Here is a 16,318-nt window from a genome sequence, read left to right as displayed (position 1 = left end):
TAGGACGAGCTACGGGGCGAGCTTGCATTTTGATGCAGCAAAGCCCGAAAGCCCCGTCAACGGAATCGGTTGCCGGGCATTGTCGACGAAAGGGTTCGGCCGCGGCCGGCCTTCTGCATGAACGTTCCGGTGCGCGAGGCGAGGGGTACGGATTCGTGCATCCGTGCAATGGCGGCGGCGTAGGCCGGCGCGGACGCCTATGCTAGCCTTGCTTCAACTCGGGACATCTGGCCGGCGCCCAAGGGCGAACGGCGAGGGTAAAAAATGGCTACGAACACTCTCCATCGCGTCGAGATCGCGCGCGCGCTCGACAAGGTCGACCCCGTCTGGTCGCGCATCCGCAACGAGGCCGAGGCCATCGTCACGCGCGAACCGGCGCTTGCCAGCTTCATTTTCTCGACAGTGCTCTACCATCCTTCGCTGGAGGAGGCCGTCGGCCACCGCATCGCCCAGCGGCTCGACCATGTCGACATGCCCAGCCACCTGATCCGCCAGGCGTTTCGCGAGGCCGCGCAGGAGGAGCCGGAACTCGGCCTCGCCATCCGCGCCGACATCCTCGCGGTATGCGACCGCGATCCCGCAACCGAGCGGGCGATCGATCCGCTGCTCTATTTCAAGGGCTTCCATGCCATCCAGACCCACCGTCTGGCGCATTGGCTGTGGAAGAACCGGCGCCGGGATTTCGCGCTCTATCTGCAGAGCCGCGCCTCGGTGGTGTTCCAGGTCGACATCAACCCCGCCGCCCCGTTCGGCCGCGGCATCTTCTTCGACCACGCCACCGGCATCGTGGTCGGCGAGACGGCGGTGATCGAGGACAATGTCTCGATCCTGCAAGGCGTCACGCTCGGCGGCACCGGCAAGGAGCATGGCGACCGCCACCCGAAGATTCGCAGCGGCGTGCTGATCGGCGCCGGTGCCAAGGTACTCGGCAATATCGAGGTCGGCCGCTGCGCCCGCGTGGCCGCCGGCTCGGTGGTGCTGAAGCCCGTGCCCGCCGGCACCACCGTGGCCGGTGTTCCGGCCAAGGTGATCGGGGAGGCCGGCTGTTCGGAACCCTCGCGCAGCATGGACCAGATGTTCGACACGCCGCTGACCTTCCTCGGCGAGGCGATCTGACGTCCGACGTCCACCGAGCCGGCAGACAGGGGGACGGCGCATCCTGCCGGGTTGCGCGGGCGCGCCCGGCGTGGCAAGCCTGCCGCCCAACATCATGCACCTCGGGAGCACGGACTTTGGAAAAGAAGGATTTCGAGCGCGTCCAGACCTATATGCGCCGTCTGTTCAACAACACGCAGATCCGCGTCGTCGGGCGTCCGAAGAAGAAGGACTCGGCCGAGGTCTATATCGGTGACGAGTTCATCGGCGTCCTGTTCGAGGACAAGGAGGACGGCGACCTGTCCTTCAACTTCCAGATGGCGATCCTCGACACCGACCTCGAGGACTGATCGCATGCCGGTCTACGCGCTCGACGGCGTCGCCCCCGACCTGCCGGCGCCCGGCCGCTTCTGGATCGCCCCGAATGCCGAGGTGATCGGCAATGTCGGGCTCGGCGACGAGGCGAGCGTGTGGTTCGGTTCGGTGATCCGCGGCGACAACGAGCGCATCACGCTCGGGTCGCGGGTCAATATCCAGGAATTGTGCGTGCTGCACACCGATCCCGGCTTCCCCATGACCATCGGGGAAGACTGCACGATCGGCCATCGCGCCATCCTGCACGGCTGCACCATCGGCCCGAACAGCCTGATCGGCATGGGGGCGACGATCCTCAACGGGGCGAAGATCGGCCGCAACTGCCTCGTCGGCGCCGGCGCGCTGGTGACCGAGGGCAAGGAATTTCCCGACAATTGCCTGATCGTGGGGGCGCCGGCGCGGGTCATCCGCGAGCATGGCGCGGAAATGGAAAAGCGCATCCACGGCACCGCCGCGCATTATGTGCGCAACTGGCGGCGCTTCGCGGCCGGGCTGACCCGCGTCGACTGACGGGGCGGGGCGGCCCCCGTCCGGGATAACGAGAATTGGCGAGGAGCGCTGCCGCCCCTCGCCGGATGGTATCAGTTCTGGCCGACGGTGAGCGGGGCCAGCACGTCGCCGAGCGAGACCCACTGGTCGGGGTTGCCCTGCGTCTGGCGCTTGACGAAGCGGTAGCCGGTCTCGTGCCAGGAGACGATCACGTTCTCCTGATTGTCGAGCACCAGGTCGCCGCGATCGGTGATGACGGTGAGCACCGAATGGCCGTCGCCCTGACGGTCGCGCACCACGGTGATGAGCAGCGTCTCCGCCGGCCAGCCCAGTTCGATCAGCGTGCGGCGCTTCAGCAGGACATAGTCCTCGCAGTCGCCATAGCCGTCGTCCGGATAGGACCAGCGCTCGACCTCGCCGTAATGTTCGAGGTCGGTCAACGGCTTGATGCGCTGGTTGATCTCGTCGTTCACCGTGCGCAGCTGGGTGAGATTGGCCTCGGTCAGCGCCACCTTGCCGCCGCGCCCGTTGCCGCCGCCGCACTCATTGGGGTTTTCCGCGCAGAACTGCGCGTAGCCGATCGGCGTGGAGGTCTTGTTGCCCGCCACCATGTTGGCGGCGAAATTCGACCGCATCGCCAGCCTGTCATTCGCGTCGGCCGCCGGCGCGCCGACAAGCGCGCCGAACAACGCGCCTGCCGTCACCGCCAACACCGCGAGACGGGCTCGTTCGAGCCTCATTTTCATCGCGTACCTCATTCCTGTCTATGGATGAGATCATCGCATGGAGATTTTTATTCTGGTCTAAGCGATGCCGAGAATTCGTAAGTACGTCAGATAGACACCGTTAACACCTTTTTCTCTTGCCGTTAACCAATGGATTCAGTGTTAACCATAGGCATGTGCATTGCGTTCATAACGTTGACGCGGCGCGGTTAGGGGTTGGTCGTGGCGCCCGGGGCACGCCCGAACGGCGCGCCGGTGCCCTTGCCCTGAGGCGTGGCGCGGCCTATGTGATCGGCGTGCTCGATCCCTCCCAAGTCTCCGCCCAGCGTCGCCAGCCGATCCTGAACGTGCCGCCGGTGATCACCGGACTGGCGGCGGTGATGCTTGCTATCCAGCTCGTGCGCGACTGGGTCGATCCGGATACGGCGGTGGAGATCCTCGCGCTGTTCGCCTTTATTCCCGCGCGCTATGACCCGTCGATCCTGACGCCGGGCGTGCTGCCGGGCGGCACGGCGGCGGATATCTGGACCTTCGTCACCTATGCCTTCCTGCATGGCAGCTGGACCCATGTCGGCCTGAACCTGCTGTGGATGCTGGCCTTCGGCAGCCCGGTGGCGCGCCGCTTCGGCGTGCTGCGCTTCCTGTTGTTCTTCACCGCCACGGCGGCGGCAGGGGCGGGACTGCACCTGCTGACGCATGAGGGCGAGATCGTGCCGATGATCGGCGCCTCGGCCGCGGTTTCCGGCTGCATGGCGGCGGCGCTGCGCTTCATGTTCGCCTCCGAGGCCTATGTCGCCTGGCGGCCGGAGATGTTCGGCACGGCGGTCGATTATCCCGCGCCGCCGCTTTCCGTGGTGATGCGCGACCGGCGGGTGATCGCCTTCGTGGCGGTGTGGTTCGTCATCAACCTCGCCTTCGGCGTCTCGGCGCCGCTCGGCATCGCCGATGGCAGCGTGGCCTGGCAGGCGCATATCGGCGGCTTCATCGTCGGGCTGCTGCTGTTCCCGCTGTTCGACCCGGTGCGCCGCACCCCCGACGACACGACTTTCATGCGCCAGCGCAACGGCTGAATGCTTCCGCTGGGGAATCCCTGCTGGGATTCCTATTGCCTCCTGCGGCATTAAGACCCATCATTTCCCCATAACCGACCGCGCCGCATCGACGGCGACGGCGAAAACGAGCGCCCAACGCATCGAGCGACCGGGCGCCAATGCTGGGAAGGAGCTGTGCCATGACTGTGCGTTCGATCCTGAACGAGAAGGGCCACGACGTTCAGACGATTCCGCCCGACGCGACGCTGCGCCAGGCGGTGGAACTGCTCGCGGAGAAGCGCATCGGCGCCATCGTGGTGACCGATGCCGAGCGTCGCGTGGTGGGGATCATCTCCGAGCGCGACTGCGTGCGGGTGATCGGCCTCGACGGTCCGACCCGACTCGACGACACGGTGAGCCAGGTGATGACCTCGAAGGTCGTCACCGCGGACGGCAACGAATCCGTGCATCAGATCATGGAGCAGATGACGGCCGGCCGTTTCCGCCATCTTCCCGTGGTGCAGGGCGGCAAGCTGATCGGCCTCGTCTCGATCGGCGACGTGGTGAAGCATCGCCTCGCCGAGATGGAGCGCGAGAGCACCGCGATGCGCGAATACATCATGTCGACGTGAGAGAGCCTCGCCGCCCTCAGAAGCGCGGCGTGTCGGTCTTCTTGGGCGCGCCGTAGACCTTTGACGGATCGAAGCGCTTGCCGGCCTCGTTGAGCGTGAGCTTCAGTTCCGGCGTCGGTGCCGCGCCGAGCGGCACCGTGCGGAAGAAGCAGGAGCGGTGGCCGGTGTGGCAGGCCGCGCCCGGCCCCTCCATGCGCACGCGCAGCACCACGGCGTCCTGGTCGCAGTCGACGCGCAGCTCGACGAGCTTCTGGACGTGGCCACTCTCCTCGCCCTTCTTCCAGAGCTTCCGGCGTGAACGGCTGAAATAATGCGCCTCGCGGGTCTCGATGGTGAGGGCGAGGGCCTGCGCATCCATATGGGCGAGCATCAGCACCGCGCCGTCATCCGCATCGACGGCAACGGCGGTGATGAGGCCGTCGGCGTCGAATTTGGGGGCGAGGCGGTCGCCTTCCTCGATCTCGGCGATGGAGCCGCGCGGGGAGAACAGGGGGGCGGTCACGGCATCACGGTGCGCGTCGTCATCGGCGTGGACTTCACGGACGCATGCCGCGCAGCAGGCTCATGAAGCGAACCTGCTCCTGCGGATCGTCGCGGAAGACGCCGGTGAACTGCGAGGTGACGGTCGAGGCGCCCTGCTTGCGCACGCCACGCATGGCCATGCACATGTGCTCGGCCTCGATCAGCACCGCGACGCCGCGAGGCTTGAGGATCTCGTCCATCGCCGTGGTGATTTGCGAGGTCAGGTGCTCCTGCGTCTGCAGGCGGCGGGCGAAGATGTCGACGATGCGGGCGATCTTCGACAGGCCGACGACGCGCTCGACCGGGAAATAGGCGACATGCGCCTTGCCGACGAACGGCACCATGTGGTGCTCGCAATGCGAATAGAACTCGATGTCGCGCACCAGCACCATGTCGTCGAAATTGCCGATCTCGCCGAAGGTGCGGTCGAGAATGGTCCCGGCATCGGCGCGGTAGCCGCTGTAGAGCTCCTCATAGGCGCGGACCACGCGCTTGGGCGTGTCGAGCAGGCCCTCGCGCTGCGGGTCATCGCCGGCCCAGGCGATGAGCGTACGCACGGCGGCCTCTGCCTCCTCGCGGGAGGGGCGCTGCTCGGCCGTGGCCGCGGCTTCCATCTCGTTCCGGGCACTACGCATCAGCGACTTAAGCACGGCATCCATGACGAGCTCCGTTCGACGGCTCCGGGCACCGGAAGCCGAAGTGTCATCAGTATCACTCGCCATACGTGCCTTTACCCGCCACGGATCAGCGTCGCGCCGAAATCATAGCCGCCGTACGAAAACCCCGGAAGCGATATCCGGTTGCTTTCGCCGGCCGACCACCGCTCCTATATAGGCGGGACAGGGTGGGCCGCAATGCAGGCCGAGGCGCCTGCGGTTCGACGGACGGACAAGGCATGCTGAACGAGGTTTATAATCGCCGCATTCTCGAGTTGGCCGCCGATATACCACGTCTGGGCAGGCTTGCCTCGCCGGATGCGACGGCAACCGCGCATTCCAGACTTTGCGGCTCGACGGTGACGGTCGATCTGGCAATGCAGGACGGGGTGGTGACCGATTTCGCCCATGAAGTGCGCGCCTGCGCGCTCGGACAGGCCTCATCCTCGGTCATGGGCGAACTGGTCGTCGGCTCGACCGCGGCAGAGCTGCGCGAGGTGCGCGAGGCGATGCGCCGCATGCTGAAGGAGAACGGCCCGCCGCCCGCTGGCCGCTGGGCTGAACTCGCGGTGATGGAGCCGGTGCGCGACTACAAGGCGCGCCACGCCTCGACGATGCTGACCTTCGACGCCGTGGTCGACGCGGTCGGCCAGATCGAGGCGCGCCAGGAAGGCGCGCCTGCGGACACCACGCAGGCGGCGGAGTGAGAAGCCTCACCGCTCGGTGAAGAAGGTGAACAGCACCTCGCCCTTCTCGCCGGTGAGGCAGAGGAAGCGGTTCGCCGAATCGGATTTGTCACGTTGGATATAGGCCTCCCCCATGATCACGCCCTTCACCGCCGTGTCGCCGAGCTTGGCGTCGGCGGTGGCGACGGTGAGGCCGTCCACATCGATATAGATGTCCTCCACCGAGGGGGAGCGCTGCTTCAGCCGGGCGAGCGCTTGCGCCTTGCAGGCGGCGATGCGCTGCATGTCCGGATCGACATCCGGCGCGGCGGCTGCCCCGGCCTCGGGCTGGGTCCCGCCGGCGGGGCCGGGCGGGGCGGCCGGTGGGGAATCGTTGGGGGATGGCTGCGCCACGGCGGGAAGCGGGAGCACGGCAAGGCCGAGAGCCGCGAGGAGAAGGGCCGGCAGCACGTAGTTCTTCGTCATGCGGGTGTCCTCGGCGTTGCGTCCTGCGCCAACGCGCGGGAATCCCGGCGGTTCCCGGTTAGGGGCGGGCGATGACCGTGCGGAGCGTCATCGGTCTGTTCGCACTGGCACCGCGTTATGCGCTGCGGGCGCCGATCCTGATCTATCGCTACAGCCTGTCCGCCTTCATCGGCCGGCAGTGCCGCTATCTCCCGACCTGTTCGGAATTCGCCGATCAGGCCATCACCCGCCACGGCGCCTGGGCCGGGGGCTGGATGGCGGCGGGGCGGATCTGCCGCTGCCACCCGTGGGGCGGCTCGGGCTATGAGGCGGTGCCGGTCGAATTGCCGCCAAAAGCCGCGTGGTATATGCCGTGGCGCTACGCGCGGGCTCCGAAACAGGAGACCGGCGAGAACTGAGTGACCAACAAGCCTACCTGCGTGGTTCGCAGGAGTGGGCAGGAGAAAAGCGAAATGTCGAACGTCAATCTCACCTTCCCCGATGGCGCCGTCCGAGCCTATGCCTCCGGCACCACCGGCACCGAGGTCGCCGCCTCCATCGCCAAATCCCTGGCGAAAAAATCGCTCGCCATGAAGCTCGACGGCGTGCTGAGCGACCTTTCCGATCCCATCACGCAGGACGCCAGGTTCGAGCTCGTCACCCGCGAGAGCCCGGAAGCGCTGGAGCTCATCCGCCACGACGCCGCCCATGTGCTGGCGGAAGCCGTGCAGGCGCTGTGGCCGGGCACCCAGGTGACCATCGGCCCGGTGATCGAGAACGGCTTCTATTACGACTTCTTCCGCAACGAGCCGTTCAATCAGGACGATTTCGTCGCCATCGAGAAGAAGATGCGCGAGATCATCGCCCGCGATGCGCCCTTCACCAAGGAAGTGTGGGAGCGTGACGAGGCGCGTCGCGTGTTCGCCGAGAAGGGTGAGGCGTTCAAGGTCGAGCTGGTCGACGCGATCCCCGAGGACCAGTCGCTCAAGATCTACAAGCAGGGCGAGTGGTTCGACCTGTGCCGCGGCCCGCATATGCCGAGTGTCGGCAAGGTGGGCGACGCCTTCAAGCTGATGAAGGTGGCCGGCGCCTATTGGCGCGGCGACAGCAACAACCAGATGCTGACCCGCATCTACGGCACGGCCTGGCGCACCCGCGAGGAACTGGACGCCTATATCCTCCAGCTGGAGGAAGCCGAGAAGCGCGACCACCGCCGGCTCGGCCGGGAGATGGACCTGTTCCACTTCCAGGAGGAGGGGCCGGGCGTCGTGTTCTGGCACCCGAAGGGCTGGAGCCTGTTCCAGAACCTTGTCGCCTATATGCGCCGCCGCCTCGCTGCGGACTATGCGGAAGTCAACGCGCCGCAGGTGCTCGACAAGTCGCTGTGGGAGACCTCCGGCCATTGGGGCTGGTACAAGGACAACATGTTCAAGGTGCAGCCGGCCGGCGACACCGAGGACAATGACCGCGTCTATGCCCTGAAGCCGATGAACTGCCCCGGCCATGTGCAGATCTTCAAGCACGGGCTCAAGTCCTATCGCGACCTGCCCATGCGCCTCGCCGAATTCGGTGCGGTGCATCGCTACGAGCCCTCGGGCGCGCTGCACGGGCTGATGCGCGTGCGCGGCTTCACCCAGGACGACGCCCACATCTTCTGCACCGAGGAGCAGATGGCGGCGGAGTGCCTGAAGATCAACGAGCTGATCCTCTCCACCTATGCCGATTTCGGCTTCGAGGAGGTCGTGGTGAAGCTGTCCACCCGGCCGGACAAACGCGTCGGCTCGGATGCGGTGTGGGACCATGCCGAAGACGTCATGACCCGCGTGCTCGACACCATCGAGAAGCAGTCCGGCGGGCGCATCAAGACCGGCATCCTGCCGGGCGAGGGCGCGTTCTACGGGCCGAAGTTCGAGTACACGCTGCGCGACGCCATCGGCCGCGAATGGCAGTGCGGCACCACGCAGGTCGACTTCAATCTGCCGGAGCGCTTCGGCGCCTTCTACGTCGATGCCGACGGCACCAAGAAGACGCCGGTGATGATCCACCGCGCCATTTGCGGCTCGATGGAGCGCTTCACCGGCATATTGATCGAGCACCATGCCGGGCATTTCCCGCTCTGGCTGGCGCCCGTGCAGGCGGTGGTGGCGACCATCACCTCGGAAGGCGACGAATACGCGCAGGAGATCGTTGCGGCGGCGAAGAAGCGCGGCCTTCGGGTCGAGCTCGACCTGCGCAACGAGAAGATCAACTACAAGGTGCGCGAGCACTCTCTGGCCAAGGTGCCGGCGCTGATCGTGGTCGGGCGCAAGGAGGCGGCGGAGCGGACGGTGTCGATCCGCCGGCTGGGTTCGCCGAACCAGACGACGCTGACGCTGGACGAGGCGCTGGCCTCGCTGGTGGCGGAAGCCAGCCCGCCGGATCGGCTGCGCGACTGAGCGCTGCGGCTTTGCCCGCCGTCCGGTTCCTTACAGGACCGGCGGCTTGGGTGGGGTCTCGGCCGGCACGGGCGTTTCGGCGGGCCGGGGCGGTGCCTTGGGGGGAGACGGCGGCTGCGCGGTGTAGGGCTGGGTCTGCCGCCGCAGGCTGGGATTGGCATCGGCGCCGGGCACGTTCAGCCGGCGCTGCTGCTGGGTCCAGTAATTGGGCCCCTGCATCAGGTTCTGGCTGTTCGGTTGCACCGAGTTCGGGCGCTGCGGCGTGTAGGGATTCGACAATTGGGAACTCTGCGCGCTGGCGCCGCCCGTCATGGCCAGCAGTGCGGCCGTGGCGGCACCGTACAATCTGTGCATCGATCTTCCTCGTGCGTGGCCTCTTATCTAGGGTAAGGCGCGGCGCAATGCCATGGCGCCGCGGCACCCGGATGCGCGCCTGCCGGCGCCGGCCCTCTCGTCTGACGCAAGGGCATGGAGGGGCAGGCGTTGCTAAGCCGGTGCTTTGCGTGGATATTCCGCGCTGAAGCGGCGGGCGACTCTCCCTGCCGGAATTTCCCGACGGTAACGGAAGCAGGCGATGGCAGGGCAGAGCGCGTCGATCCTGGTGGTGGACGACGTTCCCGAGAACCGCGACCTGCTGATCCGCCGCCTGAGCCGGCTCGGCTACAGCCAATTCGACCAGGCGGCCGACGGCAACGAGGCGCTCGCCGCCATTGCCCGCACGCGCTACGACCTCGTTCTGCTCGACATCATGATGCCGGAGCTCGACGGCTTCGGCGTGCTGGAGGCCTTGAGGGCGGACGGGCGCATCAATGAACTGCCGGTGATCGTCATCTCGGCGCTGAACGAGATCGAGCCGGTGGTGCGCTGCATCGAGCTGGGCGCCGACGATTTCCTGTTCAAGCCGTTCAACCCGATCCTGCTGCGCGCCCGCGTCACCGCGACGCTGGAGAAGAAGGCGCTGCGCGACCAGACACGCGACGAGCTGCTCCGCAAGCAGGTCGAGCTGAACGAGGCGCGCACGCTGCAGCTGGCGCTGGTGCCGCCGCCCTTCCGCGGCGCGGTGGCCGGGCGGCCGCTCGCCGTCGACGTGCTGCTGCTGCCGGCCAAGGAGGTTGGGGGCGATCTGGTCGATTATTTCCCGGTCGGCGACGAACTGATGGTGCTTGCGATCGGCGACGTCTCCGACAAGGGAGCGGCGGCGGCGCTGATGATGGCGCGAACCCATTCGATCTTCCGCTCGCTGTCGGCGCGGCCGGACGCCATGGAGCTTTTCACCGATCCGGCACGGGCGGTGGCGCTGGCCAATGATGCGCTGGCGCGGGGCAATGACGGCTGCATGTTTGTCACTTTCCTGCTGGCGGTGCTGCATGTCCCGTCCGGCACGCTGTCCTATGTGCGCGCCGGCCATGTGCCGCCCTTCCTGCGGGGGGCCGGCGAACTGACGCGCCTGACCGGCATGGGCGGGCCGGCGCTCGGCATCGTCGAGGAATTTCCCTATCGCGCGGCGACGCACCAGCTGGCGCCGGGCGACCGGCTGCTGGTGGTGACGGACGGCTTCACCGAGGCGCAGGACCGCGCCGGCGCGCTTTATGGCGAGGAGCGGCTCGGCGCGCTGTTCGCCGGTACGGACGACATTCAATCGGGGACGGCGCTGGCGCGGATGGCGGGCGATGTGCGGGCCTTCGAGGCCGGTCTTCCCGCCTTCGACGACATGGCGGGGATATTGCTCACCCTGCCGCCGCACCATGGCGAACACTGAAGGCGAGGGGGAAGGCATGGCAACGGACAGCGCTCACGGGCGCACCTCTCATGAGCATGCCTGCGACGACAGCCGCGAGGCGACGCTGCTGCGCGCGACGCTGGAGAACATGGCGCAGGGCGTCGCCATGTACGACGCCAAGCATCGGCTGGTGACGTGGAACCAGCTGTTCCGCGACTATCTCGACATGCCGGAGGAATTCCTCGGCACCGAGCACACCTTCTCCGACTATATCCGCTATCTCGGCGCGCGCGGCGAGTTCGGCGACGTCGACATCGAGGTCGCGCTGGCCAAGCGCCTCGCCCAGCTGGAGAAGCCGCACCGCTTCGAGCGCACCCGCCCGGACGGCACCATCCTCGAAGTGCGCCGCGATCCGGTGCCCGGCGGCGGCTTCATCGCCATCTACACCGACATCACCGAGCGCAAGCTCGCCGAGATGAAGCTGCGCGAGGACGAGGAGCAGCTGCGCGCCATCGATGCCGCCGCGCCGGTCGGCCTCGTCATCATGGATGTGCAGGACCGGACGATCCGCCATCTCAATGGCTGCTTCGGCCGCCTGCTGGGACGCAATCCCGCCGAGCTGATCGACAAGCCGTTCTCCGCCATGTTCGCCGCGCCGGAGAAGGCGCAGGAGCTGATGGACATCCTGCTCGCCCCGGCGCAGGAGCGCGAGTTCCAGCTGCCGCGCGCGGACGGCACCTCGATCTCCACCCAGGTCTCGCATGACGAGCTGGATTTCCGCGGCTCGCGCGCGGTGATCGCCACCTTCGTCGACATCTCCGACCGCGTGCGCATGGAACAGCAATTGCGCGAGGCGAAGGAGGCGGCGGAATCGGCGAGCCGGGTGAAGTCGGCCTTCCTTGCTAATATGAGCCACGAGCTGCGCACGCCGCTGAACGCCATCATCGGCTATAGCGAGATCCTCGCCGAGGACGCGGCGGATGACGGCAACACGGCGATGGTCGCCGACCTCGACAAGATCCAGTCGGCCGGCAAGCACCTGCTGGGCCTCATCAACGACATTCTCGACCTGTCGAAGATCGAGGCCGGGCGGATGGACGTCTATCTCGAGCAGGTGTTCCTCGCCCGCATGGTGGACGAGGTGAAGACCATCGTCAGCCCGATGATGACGAAGAACGACAATGTCCTCGTCATCGACTGCCCGATCGACATCGGCTCGCTGCGCACCGACCTCACCAAGCTGAAGCAGAGCCTGCTCAACCTCCTGAGCAACGCCGCCAAGTTCACCAAGAACGGGCAGGTGACGCTGCGCCTCTCCCGCGACACGCAGGCGGATGGTGGCGGCATGGTGCGCTTCGAGGTGTCGGACAACGGCATCGGCATGACCGAAGAACAGATGGGGCGGCTGTTCCAGGCGTTCACCCAGGCGGATTCCTCGACCACGCGCAATTTCGGCGGCACCGGGCTCGGGCTCACCATCACCAAGCATTTCGCCGCCATGCTGGGCGGCTCGATCTCGGTGAGGAGTGCACCGGGCGAGGGCTCGACCTTCACCATCGAGCTGCCGGTCGAGGCGAAGGCGGCCCCCGCCGAGCTGCCGCAGGCGGAGGTGATCGATCCCGGCGCGCCGGCCGAGCCTGGCGCCATCACCGTGCTGGTGGTCGATGACGATCCGGCCGTGCACGAGGTGCTGGCCGCGACGCTGGGCAAGGAAGGCTATGTGCTGCGTCATGCCCGCGACGGCATCGAGGCGCTCAACATCATGCGCAAGGACCCGCCCGACATCGTCACGCTCGACGTGATGATGCCGAAGATCGACGGCTGGTCGGTGCTCGGCATCATGAAGTCCGAGCCGGCGCTGGAGCATATTCCCGTCATCATGCTGACCATCGTCGACGACCGGAATCTCGGCTATTCGCTCGGCGCGTCGGAATACATGACCAAGCCGGTCGACCGGCGGCGGCTGATCGCGCTGGTGCACAAATTCGCCCCCGGTGCGGAGGAGGGTGTCGTGCTGGTGGTGGATGACGATCCCGAGGTGCGCACGCTGGTGCGTGCGACCATCGAGGATGTCGGGCTGCACGCAGCCGAGGCGGGCAATGGCCGCGAGGCGCTGGACTGGCTCGGCGCGCATCCCCGCCCGGCGCTGGTGCTGCTTGACCTGATGATGCCCGTCATGGACGGGCTGGAGTTCCTCGAACGGGTGCGTGCCATCCCCGATTTCGCCGAACTGCCCATCGTCGTGCTGACGGCGAAGGAGCTGACCGACAGCGAGCGCAATTTCCTGGCCCGCAACACGTTGCTGATCCTCAACAAGAGCGCGCAGCCCATCGGCACGCTCGGCTCGGCGCTGGCGGCCATTGCCAGCAAGGGGACGGGCGGCGAGTCAGCGGGAAAGACGGCGTGAGGCGACGGACATGACGAAGATCCTGCTGGTCGAGGACAATGAGATGAACCGCGACATGCTCTCGCGGCGGCTGACGCGAAACGGCTTCGAGGTCGTGGTGGCGGTGAACGGGCAGGAGGGGGTGGACCTTGCGAGCGCCGAGCGACCCGACCTGATCCTGATGGATATGAGCCTGCCGGTCCTCGACGGCTGGGAGGCGACCCGCCGCGTGAAGGCCGACCCGGCGACGGCGAAGATCCCCGTCATCGCGCTCACCGCGCATGCCATGGCGCAGGACCGCGATGAGGCGATGGCGGCCGGCTGCGATGATTTCGACACCAAGCCGGTGGAACTGCCGCGGCTGCTGGAGAAGATCAACGCGCTGCTCGGGAGTGGTGGATGAAAGGGCGTTGCGGCGCGATTTGTCGTCCAACTGTCACAATGACGACGGACAACGGCACGAAGTTTGCCGGGTAAGCGTTGGTGCCGTGTTTCACCGTCAGTGCCCGGCAGGGCGCGGTGTTCGCCGGTGCTATGAGCCATTGCCGCGTCGCGGTCCGGATTGAAGAGGGTGGCCTGCTGGCCTGCTGCATCATGGGTATTCCAGCCTAATGCCGACGATTGCGCTGCTGTTCAGCGGGCTTGGGCTCTTCTTCATCGGCGTGCGCAGCCTCTCGGCCAATCTCGTGCCGCTGGTGGGGCGGCGGGCGCGCGCGGCCTTCGCGCACGCCTTGCACGGGCGGGTGAGCTGCGCGATCAGCGGCACCATCGCCGGCATCGTGACGCAGAGCTCCACCGCCGTTTCCTGGATCATCGTCTCCTTCGTGCGCGGCGGCGTTCTGCCCGACGGACCGGCGCTGATGGCGCCGACTTGGGCCAATATCGGCACCGCGCTGCTGCCGCTTATCGTCGCCATCGACACGGCGACGCCGGCCGGGGTGGTGATCGGCGTGGTCGGCTTCGCCACCTATTTCCGGCTGGCGCGCGGCGAGCGGCTGCGCAATGCGCTGGAGGCGGCGCTCGGCGGCGCGCTGCTGCTTTTCGGCATGTATCTTGTCTCCATCGCAGTCGGCCCGGTGCGCGACCAGCTGATGCACCACGACATGTGGCAGATCGCGCTGGGCAATGCCTGGCTGCTGGCGTTGATCGGCGGCGCCTTCGCCCTGGCCGCGCAGTCCTCGTCGGTGGCGGCGGCGATCGCGGTGGCGGCGGTCAGCGGCGATCTGCTGCATGTCGGGGCCGCACTGCCGCTGGTCGCCGGTGCCAATCTGGCGGGCAGCCTCAACAATGCGGTGCTGATCCCCGGCGAGACCACCAGCGGGCGCGTGGTCTTCGCGCTGCAGGTGGTGCAGAAGCTCGCGGGATCGCTGCTGCTGGCGCTGCTCGCCTGCGCGGCGCACGCCTTCCCGGAAGAAGTCGGCGCGGTGCTGGCGCATGCCGGCCCCGAAGCCGGCGGGCAGATCGCGGTGGTGTTCCTGCTGGCACAGGTCGGCGGGGCGCTGGCGACTAGCCTGCTGGAGCGGCCGACGCGGGACGTGCTGGCGCGGCTGATGCCGGCCAGCCCGGCCGAGACGCTGGCACAGCCGGCCTTCCTGCTGCGCGAGGCGATGAACGACGCGGATGCGACACTCGACCTCGCCTTGCGCGAACTTGCCCGGCTCACCGGACGGCTGCCGCTGCTGCTCGACGGCGTGCGCGAGGATGGCGATCCGGCAAGTCCGCCGGTCGCGGCGCTGAAGACCGCTGGCGACAGCCTCGCGGGCACGGTGAAGGACTATCTCGCCGCGCTGCTCGACGGCAAGCTGACCCGCCAGCAGGTGTCGATGGCGCTGCTGCTCGACGAGGCGGCGACCAATGCCGGAGCGCTGCACGACGCGCTGGCCGAATTCGCCGGCGAGGCGAGCCATGCGCGCGGCGTGCCGACGGCGCGCCGGCTGGTCGAGGCGCTGCACGCCATTCTCGGCGCGGTGGCCGAGCATGCCGACAGCCTCGGCGCGGACGATCCCACGCTCGTGCTCGGCCTGCTGGGCCATCGCGACCAGCTGATGGAAAGCCTGCGGCTGCGGCTGTCCTCGCAGGAGGATATCGCCCCGGCGGCGCAGAACGCGCTGTTCCGCATGACGGTACTGTTCGAGCGCATCGTCTGGCAGGCGCGCGGGCTGGTGAACGACTTCACCCAGGTGCACCGCTCGCTCGACGCCGACTAGCCCGTGGGCGTGTCTTTCAGCGTGCGGTGCTATCCTGCAACGCGAAGGTCAGCGTCACCACATTGCGCCCGTGCTCGAAGCGGTAGACGCAGGAACGAGCGAAGTTGCGCACCAGATGGATGCCGAGGCCGCCGATGCGCCGCTCCTCGATCGAGCCGGTGAGGTCCGGCGGCGGCGCCGTGAACGGGTCGAACGGATCGCCGTCATCGGACAGCACCAGCTCGACGTGATCGCCGGCATAAGCGAGATGCACGCCGATCTCGCCCCGGCGCCCGTCGGGGTAGCCGTGCTCGACCGCATTGGCGAGGAATTCGTCGACCGCCAGCAGAAGCTGGCCGGCCGCGCGCGCGGGAACGTCGTTGGCCTCGACGAATTCGTCGAGCGCAGCCATCAGCGGCTCGATCTGCGAGAGCTCGTTCGGCAGGCGCAGATCGATCTCGCGGATGCTCATGGGCCTTTCCGGCGCCGCGCGGGAAGGACGGTCAGGGCAGCGAGGCGAGGGCGCTTTCCCGGCTCGCATGGATCGGGATCAGGGTGGTGAAGCCGCTGACGTCGAAGATCTCGTGCACCTGCGGGACCAGGCCGCAAATGACCAGCGGCACGCCGGCGCCGCGCGCGAGCTTGGTCGCCTTCAGCACGACGCGAAGGCCGGCGGAGCTGATATAGGTGAGTTCGGCGAAGTCCAGCACCAGGGCGCTGCTGCCCTCGGGAACGGCGGCGAGGAACTCGTCGAGCTTGTGCGAGCTGCTGCTGTCGAGACGCCCCTTCACCGCCGTGATGACGATGTCTCTCTCGACGAAACGGTCAATCTGCATTGCAACAACAATCCCGCTGAAGTCACGCTGGGTAAAGCGAATATCGGCCTGCTGCGGTGCGGCGGACATGGTCGGCCCGCCGCGCGACCGCACGCTCCAG

Annotated in this window: 19 protein-coding genes; 12 read left to right on the top strand and 7 right to left on the bottom strand. The window is 67.3% G+C overall.

Going from position 1 to position 16,318, the window contains the following annotated elements:
• Positions 1 to 264: 264 nt before the first annotated feature.
• From cysE to ACO2RV_RS18915, 3 genes are all read left to right on the top strand, one after another.
• Entirely contained in the window at positions 265 to 1,116 is an 852-nt protein-coding gene (gene cysE / locus ACO2RV_RS18925) for a serine O-acetyltransferase (RefSeq protein WP_423295784.1), read from the top strand.
• Between the two features lie 116 nt (positions 1,117 to 1,232).
• A complete protein-coding gene (locus ACO2RV_RS18920) occupies positions 1,233 to 1,445 on the top strand; it encodes a DUF3126 family protein (protein WP_423295782.1) in 213 nt (70 codons plus the stop codon).
• Positions 1,446 to 1,449: 4 nt separating this feature from the next.
• Complete coding sequence (locus tag ACO2RV_RS18915; protein WP_423295780.1) at positions 1,450 to 1,980, top strand: gamma carbonic anhydrase family protein; 531 nt, start codon at positions 1,450 to 1,452, stop codon at positions 1,978 to 1,980.
• A 71-nt stretch (positions 1,981 to 2,051) separates the two neighbouring features.
• Here ACO2RV_RS18915 and ACO2RV_RS18910 read toward each other — a convergent pair whose 3' ends face one another.
• Positions 2,052 to 2,705 carry a transglutaminase-like cysteine peptidase gene (locus tag ACO2RV_RS18910; RefSeq protein ID WP_423295779.1) on the bottom strand — a complete coding sequence of 218 codons (654 nt, stop codon included), beginning with the start codon at positions 2,703 to 2,705 and terminating at the stop codon, positions 2,052 to 2,054.
• A 275-nt stretch (positions 2,706 to 2,980) separates the two neighbouring features.
• Between ACO2RV_RS18910 and ACO2RV_RS18905 the strand changes: the two genes are divergently transcribed.
• Both ACO2RV_RS18905 and ACO2RV_RS18900 read left to right on the top strand, forming a co-directional pair.
• The gene (locus ACO2RV_RS18905) at positions 2,981 to 3,754 is read left to right on the top strand and encodes a rhomboid family intramembrane serine protease (protein ID WP_423295778.1); all 774 of its coding nucleotides are present in this window, start codon (positions 2,981 to 2,983) and stop codon (positions 3,752 to 3,754) included.
• 161 nt (positions 3,755 to 3,915) lie between these two features.
• Positions 3,916 to 4,347, top strand: coding sequence for a CBS domain-containing protein (locus tag ACO2RV_RS18900; RefSeq protein ID WP_423295777.1), 432 nt, complete (start codon positions 3,916 to 3,918; stop codon positions 4,345 to 4,347).
• Between the two features lie 16 nt (positions 4,348 to 4,363).
• On the opposite strand, the gene hisI is transcribed toward ACO2RV_RS18900, so the two are convergent.
• Entirely contained in the window at positions 4,364 to 4,849 is a 486-nt protein-coding gene (hisI, locus tag ACO2RV_RS18895; RefSeq protein ID WP_423295776.1) for a phosphoribosyl-AMP cyclohydrolase, read from the bottom strand.
• Positions 4,850 to 4,883: 34 nt separating this feature from the next.
• Positions 4,884 to 5,528 carry a GTP cyclohydrolase I FolE gene (gene folE / locus ACO2RV_RS18890; protein ID WP_423295774.1) on the bottom strand — a complete coding sequence of 215 codons (645 nt, stop codon included), beginning with the start codon at positions 5,526 to 5,528 and terminating at the stop codon, positions 4,884 to 4,886.
• Positions 5,529 to 5,764: 236 nt separating this feature from the next.
• Between folE and ACO2RV_RS18885 the strand changes: the two genes are divergently transcribed.
• Positions 5,765 to 6,232, top strand: a complete 468-nt coding sequence (locus tag ACO2RV_RS18885) for an iron-sulfur cluster assembly scaffold protein (RefSeq protein WP_423295773.1) — start codon at positions 5,765 to 5,767, stop codon at positions 6,230 to 6,232.
• Positions 6,233 to 6,238: 6 nt separating this feature from the next.
• Here the strand turns inward: ACO2RV_RS18885 and ACO2RV_RS18880 are convergent, their stop codons facing one another.
• Entirely contained in the window at positions 6,239 to 6,676 is a 438-nt protein-coding gene (locus ACO2RV_RS18880) for a hypothetical protein (protein WP_423295772.1), read from the bottom strand.
• A 71-nt stretch (positions 6,677 to 6,747) separates the two neighbouring features.
• Here ACO2RV_RS18880 and yidD point away from each other — a divergent pair, with 71 nt between their 5' ends.
• Positions 6,748 to 7,074: a membrane protein insertion efficiency factor YidD gene (gene yidD, locus ACO2RV_RS18875; protein ID WP_423295770.1), complete on the top strand. Its 327-nt coding sequence runs from the start codon at positions 6,748 to 6,750 to the stop codon at positions 7,072 to 7,074.
• 54 nt (positions 7,075 to 7,128) lie between these two features.
• Complete coding sequence (gene thrS, locus ACO2RV_RS18870) at positions 7,129 to 9,090, top strand: threonine--tRNA ligase (RefSeq protein ID WP_423295769.1); 1,962 nt, start codon at positions 7,129 to 7,131, stop codon at positions 9,088 to 9,090.
• Between the two features lie 30 nt (positions 9,091 to 9,120).
• Here thrS and ACO2RV_RS18865 read toward each other — a convergent pair whose 3' ends face one another.
• Positions 9,121 to 9,444, bottom strand: coding sequence for a hypothetical protein (locus ACO2RV_RS18865; protein WP_423295768.1), 324 nt, complete (start codon positions 9,442 to 9,444; stop codon positions 9,121 to 9,123).
• Between the two features lie 220 nt (positions 9,445 to 9,664).
• Between ACO2RV_RS18865 and ACO2RV_RS18860 the strand changes: the two genes are divergently transcribed.
• The 4 genes from ACO2RV_RS18860 (at position 9,665) to ACO2RV_RS18845 (ending at position 15,403) form a co-directional block, all read left to right on the top strand.
• Complete coding sequence (locus ACO2RV_RS18860) at positions 9,665 to 10,849, top strand: PP2C family protein-serine/threonine phosphatase (RefSeq protein WP_423295767.1); 1,185 nt, start codon at positions 9,665 to 9,667, stop codon at positions 10,847 to 10,849.
• 16 nt (positions 10,850 to 10,865) lie between these two features.
• Positions 10,866 to 13,217, top strand: a complete 2,352-nt coding sequence (locus ACO2RV_RS18855) for a response regulator (RefSeq protein ID WP_423295766.1) — start codon at positions 10,866 to 10,868, stop codon at positions 13,215 to 13,217.
• Positions 13,218 to 13,227: 10 nt separating this feature from the next.
• Positions 13,228 to 13,599 (top strand): response regulator, encoded by a 372-nt coding sequence (locus ACO2RV_RS18850; RefSeq protein WP_423295765.1) that lies wholly within the window; start codon positions 13,228 to 13,230, stop codon positions 13,597 to 13,599.
• A 208-nt stretch (positions 13,600 to 13,807) separates the two neighbouring features.
• Positions 13,808 to 15,403 carry a Na+/Picotransporter gene (locus ACO2RV_RS18845; protein ID WP_423295764.1) on the top strand — a complete coding sequence of 532 codons (1,596 nt, stop codon included), beginning with the start codon at positions 13,808 to 13,810 and terminating at the stop codon, positions 15,401 to 15,403.
• Positions 15,404 to 15,419: 16 nt separating this feature from the next.
• Here the strand turns inward: ACO2RV_RS18845 and ACO2RV_RS18840 are convergent, their stop codons facing one another.
• Both ACO2RV_RS18840 and ACO2RV_RS18835 read right to left on the bottom strand, forming a co-directional pair.
• A complete protein-coding gene (locus ACO2RV_RS18840; protein WP_423295763.1) occupies positions 15,420 to 15,854 on the bottom strand; it encodes an ATP-binding protein in 435 nt (144 codons plus the stop codon).
• Between the two features lie 31 nt (positions 15,855 to 15,885).
• Positions 15,886 to 16,287 carry an STAS domain-containing protein gene (locus ACO2RV_RS18835; RefSeq protein ID WP_423295762.1) on the bottom strand — a complete coding sequence of 134 codons (402 nt, stop codon included), beginning with the start codon at positions 16,285 to 16,287 and terminating at the stop codon, positions 15,886 to 15,888.
• Positions 16,288 to 16,318 lie beyond the last annotated feature (31 nt).

It is taken from the genome of Ancylobacter sp. VNQ12, from assembly GCF_049445835.1.
Taxonomy (GTDB): Bacteria; Pseudomonadota; Alphaproteobacteria; order Rhizobiales; family Xanthobacteraceae; genus Ancylobacter.
The sequence above is the reverse complement of the archived record's forward strand: the minus strand, read 5'-3'. Positions and strand labels throughout refer to the sequence as shown.

What these genes read in the sequence shown, in the direction of transcription:
- cysE (WP_423295784.1), top strand. Translation starts at nt 265, where the DNA reads ATGGCTACGAACACTCTCCATCGCGTCGAGATCGCGCGCGCGCTCGAC.
- ACO2RV_RS18915 (WP_423295780.1), top strand. Translation starts at nt 1,450, where the DNA reads ATGCCGGTCTACGCGCTCGACGGCGTCGCCCCCGACCTGCCGGCGCCC.
- ACO2RV_RS18910 (WP_423295779.1), bottom strand. Translation starts at nt 2,705, where the DNA reads ATGAAAATGAGGCTCGAACGAGCCCGTCTCGCGGTGTTGGCGGTGACG.
- ACO2RV_RS18900 (WP_423295777.1), top strand. Translation starts at nt 3,916, where the DNA reads ATGACTGTGCGTTCGATCCTGAACGAGAAGGGCCACGACGTTCAGACG.
- folE (WP_423295774.1), bottom strand. Translation starts at nt 5,528, where the DNA reads ATGGATGCCGTGCTTAAGTCGCTGATGCGTAGTGCCCGGAACGAGATG.
- ACO2RV_RS18885 (WP_423295773.1), top strand. Translation starts at nt 5,765, where the DNA reads ATGCTGAACGAGGTTTATAATCGCCGCATTCTCGAGTTGGCCGCCGAT.
- ACO2RV_RS18880 (WP_423295772.1), bottom strand. Translation starts at nt 6,676, where the DNA reads ATGACGAAGAACTACGTGCTGCCGGCCCTTCTCCTCGCGGCTCTCGGC.
- yidD (WP_423295770.1), top strand. Translation starts at nt 6,748, where the DNA reads ATGACCGTGCGGAGCGTCATCGGTCTGTTCGCACTGGCACCGCGTTAT.
- thrS (WP_423295769.1), top strand. Translation starts at nt 7,129, where the DNA reads ATGTCGAACGTCAATCTCACCTTCCCCGATGGCGCCGTCCGAGCCTAT.
- ACO2RV_RS18865 (WP_423295768.1), bottom strand. Translation starts at nt 9,444, where the DNA reads ATGCACAGATTGTACGGTGCCGCCACGGCCGCACTGCTGGCCATGACG.
- ACO2RV_RS18860 (WP_423295767.1), top strand. Translation starts at nt 9,665, where the DNA reads ATGGCAGGGCAGAGCGCGTCGATCCTGGTGGTGGACGACGTTCCCGAG.
- ACO2RV_RS18855 (WP_423295766.1), top strand. Translation starts at nt 10,866, where the DNA reads ATGGCAACGGACAGCGCTCACGGGCGCACCTCTCATGAGCATGCCTGC.
- ACO2RV_RS18850 (WP_423295765.1), top strand. Translation starts at nt 13,228, where the DNA reads ATGACGAAGATCCTGCTGGTCGAGGACAATGAGATGAACCGCGACATG.
- ACO2RV_RS18845 (WP_423295764.1), top strand. Translation starts at nt 13,808, where the DNA reads ATGCCGACGATTGCGCTGCTGTTCAGCGGGCTTGGGCTCTTCTTCATC.
- ACO2RV_RS18840 (WP_423295763.1), bottom strand. Translation starts at nt 15,854, where the DNA reads ATGAGCATCCGCGAGATCGATCTGCGCCTGCCGAACGAGCTCTCGCAG.
- ACO2RV_RS18835 (WP_423295762.1), bottom strand. Translation starts at nt 16,287, where the DNA reads ATGTCCGCCGCACCGCAGCAGGCCGATATTCGCTTTACCCAGCGTGAC.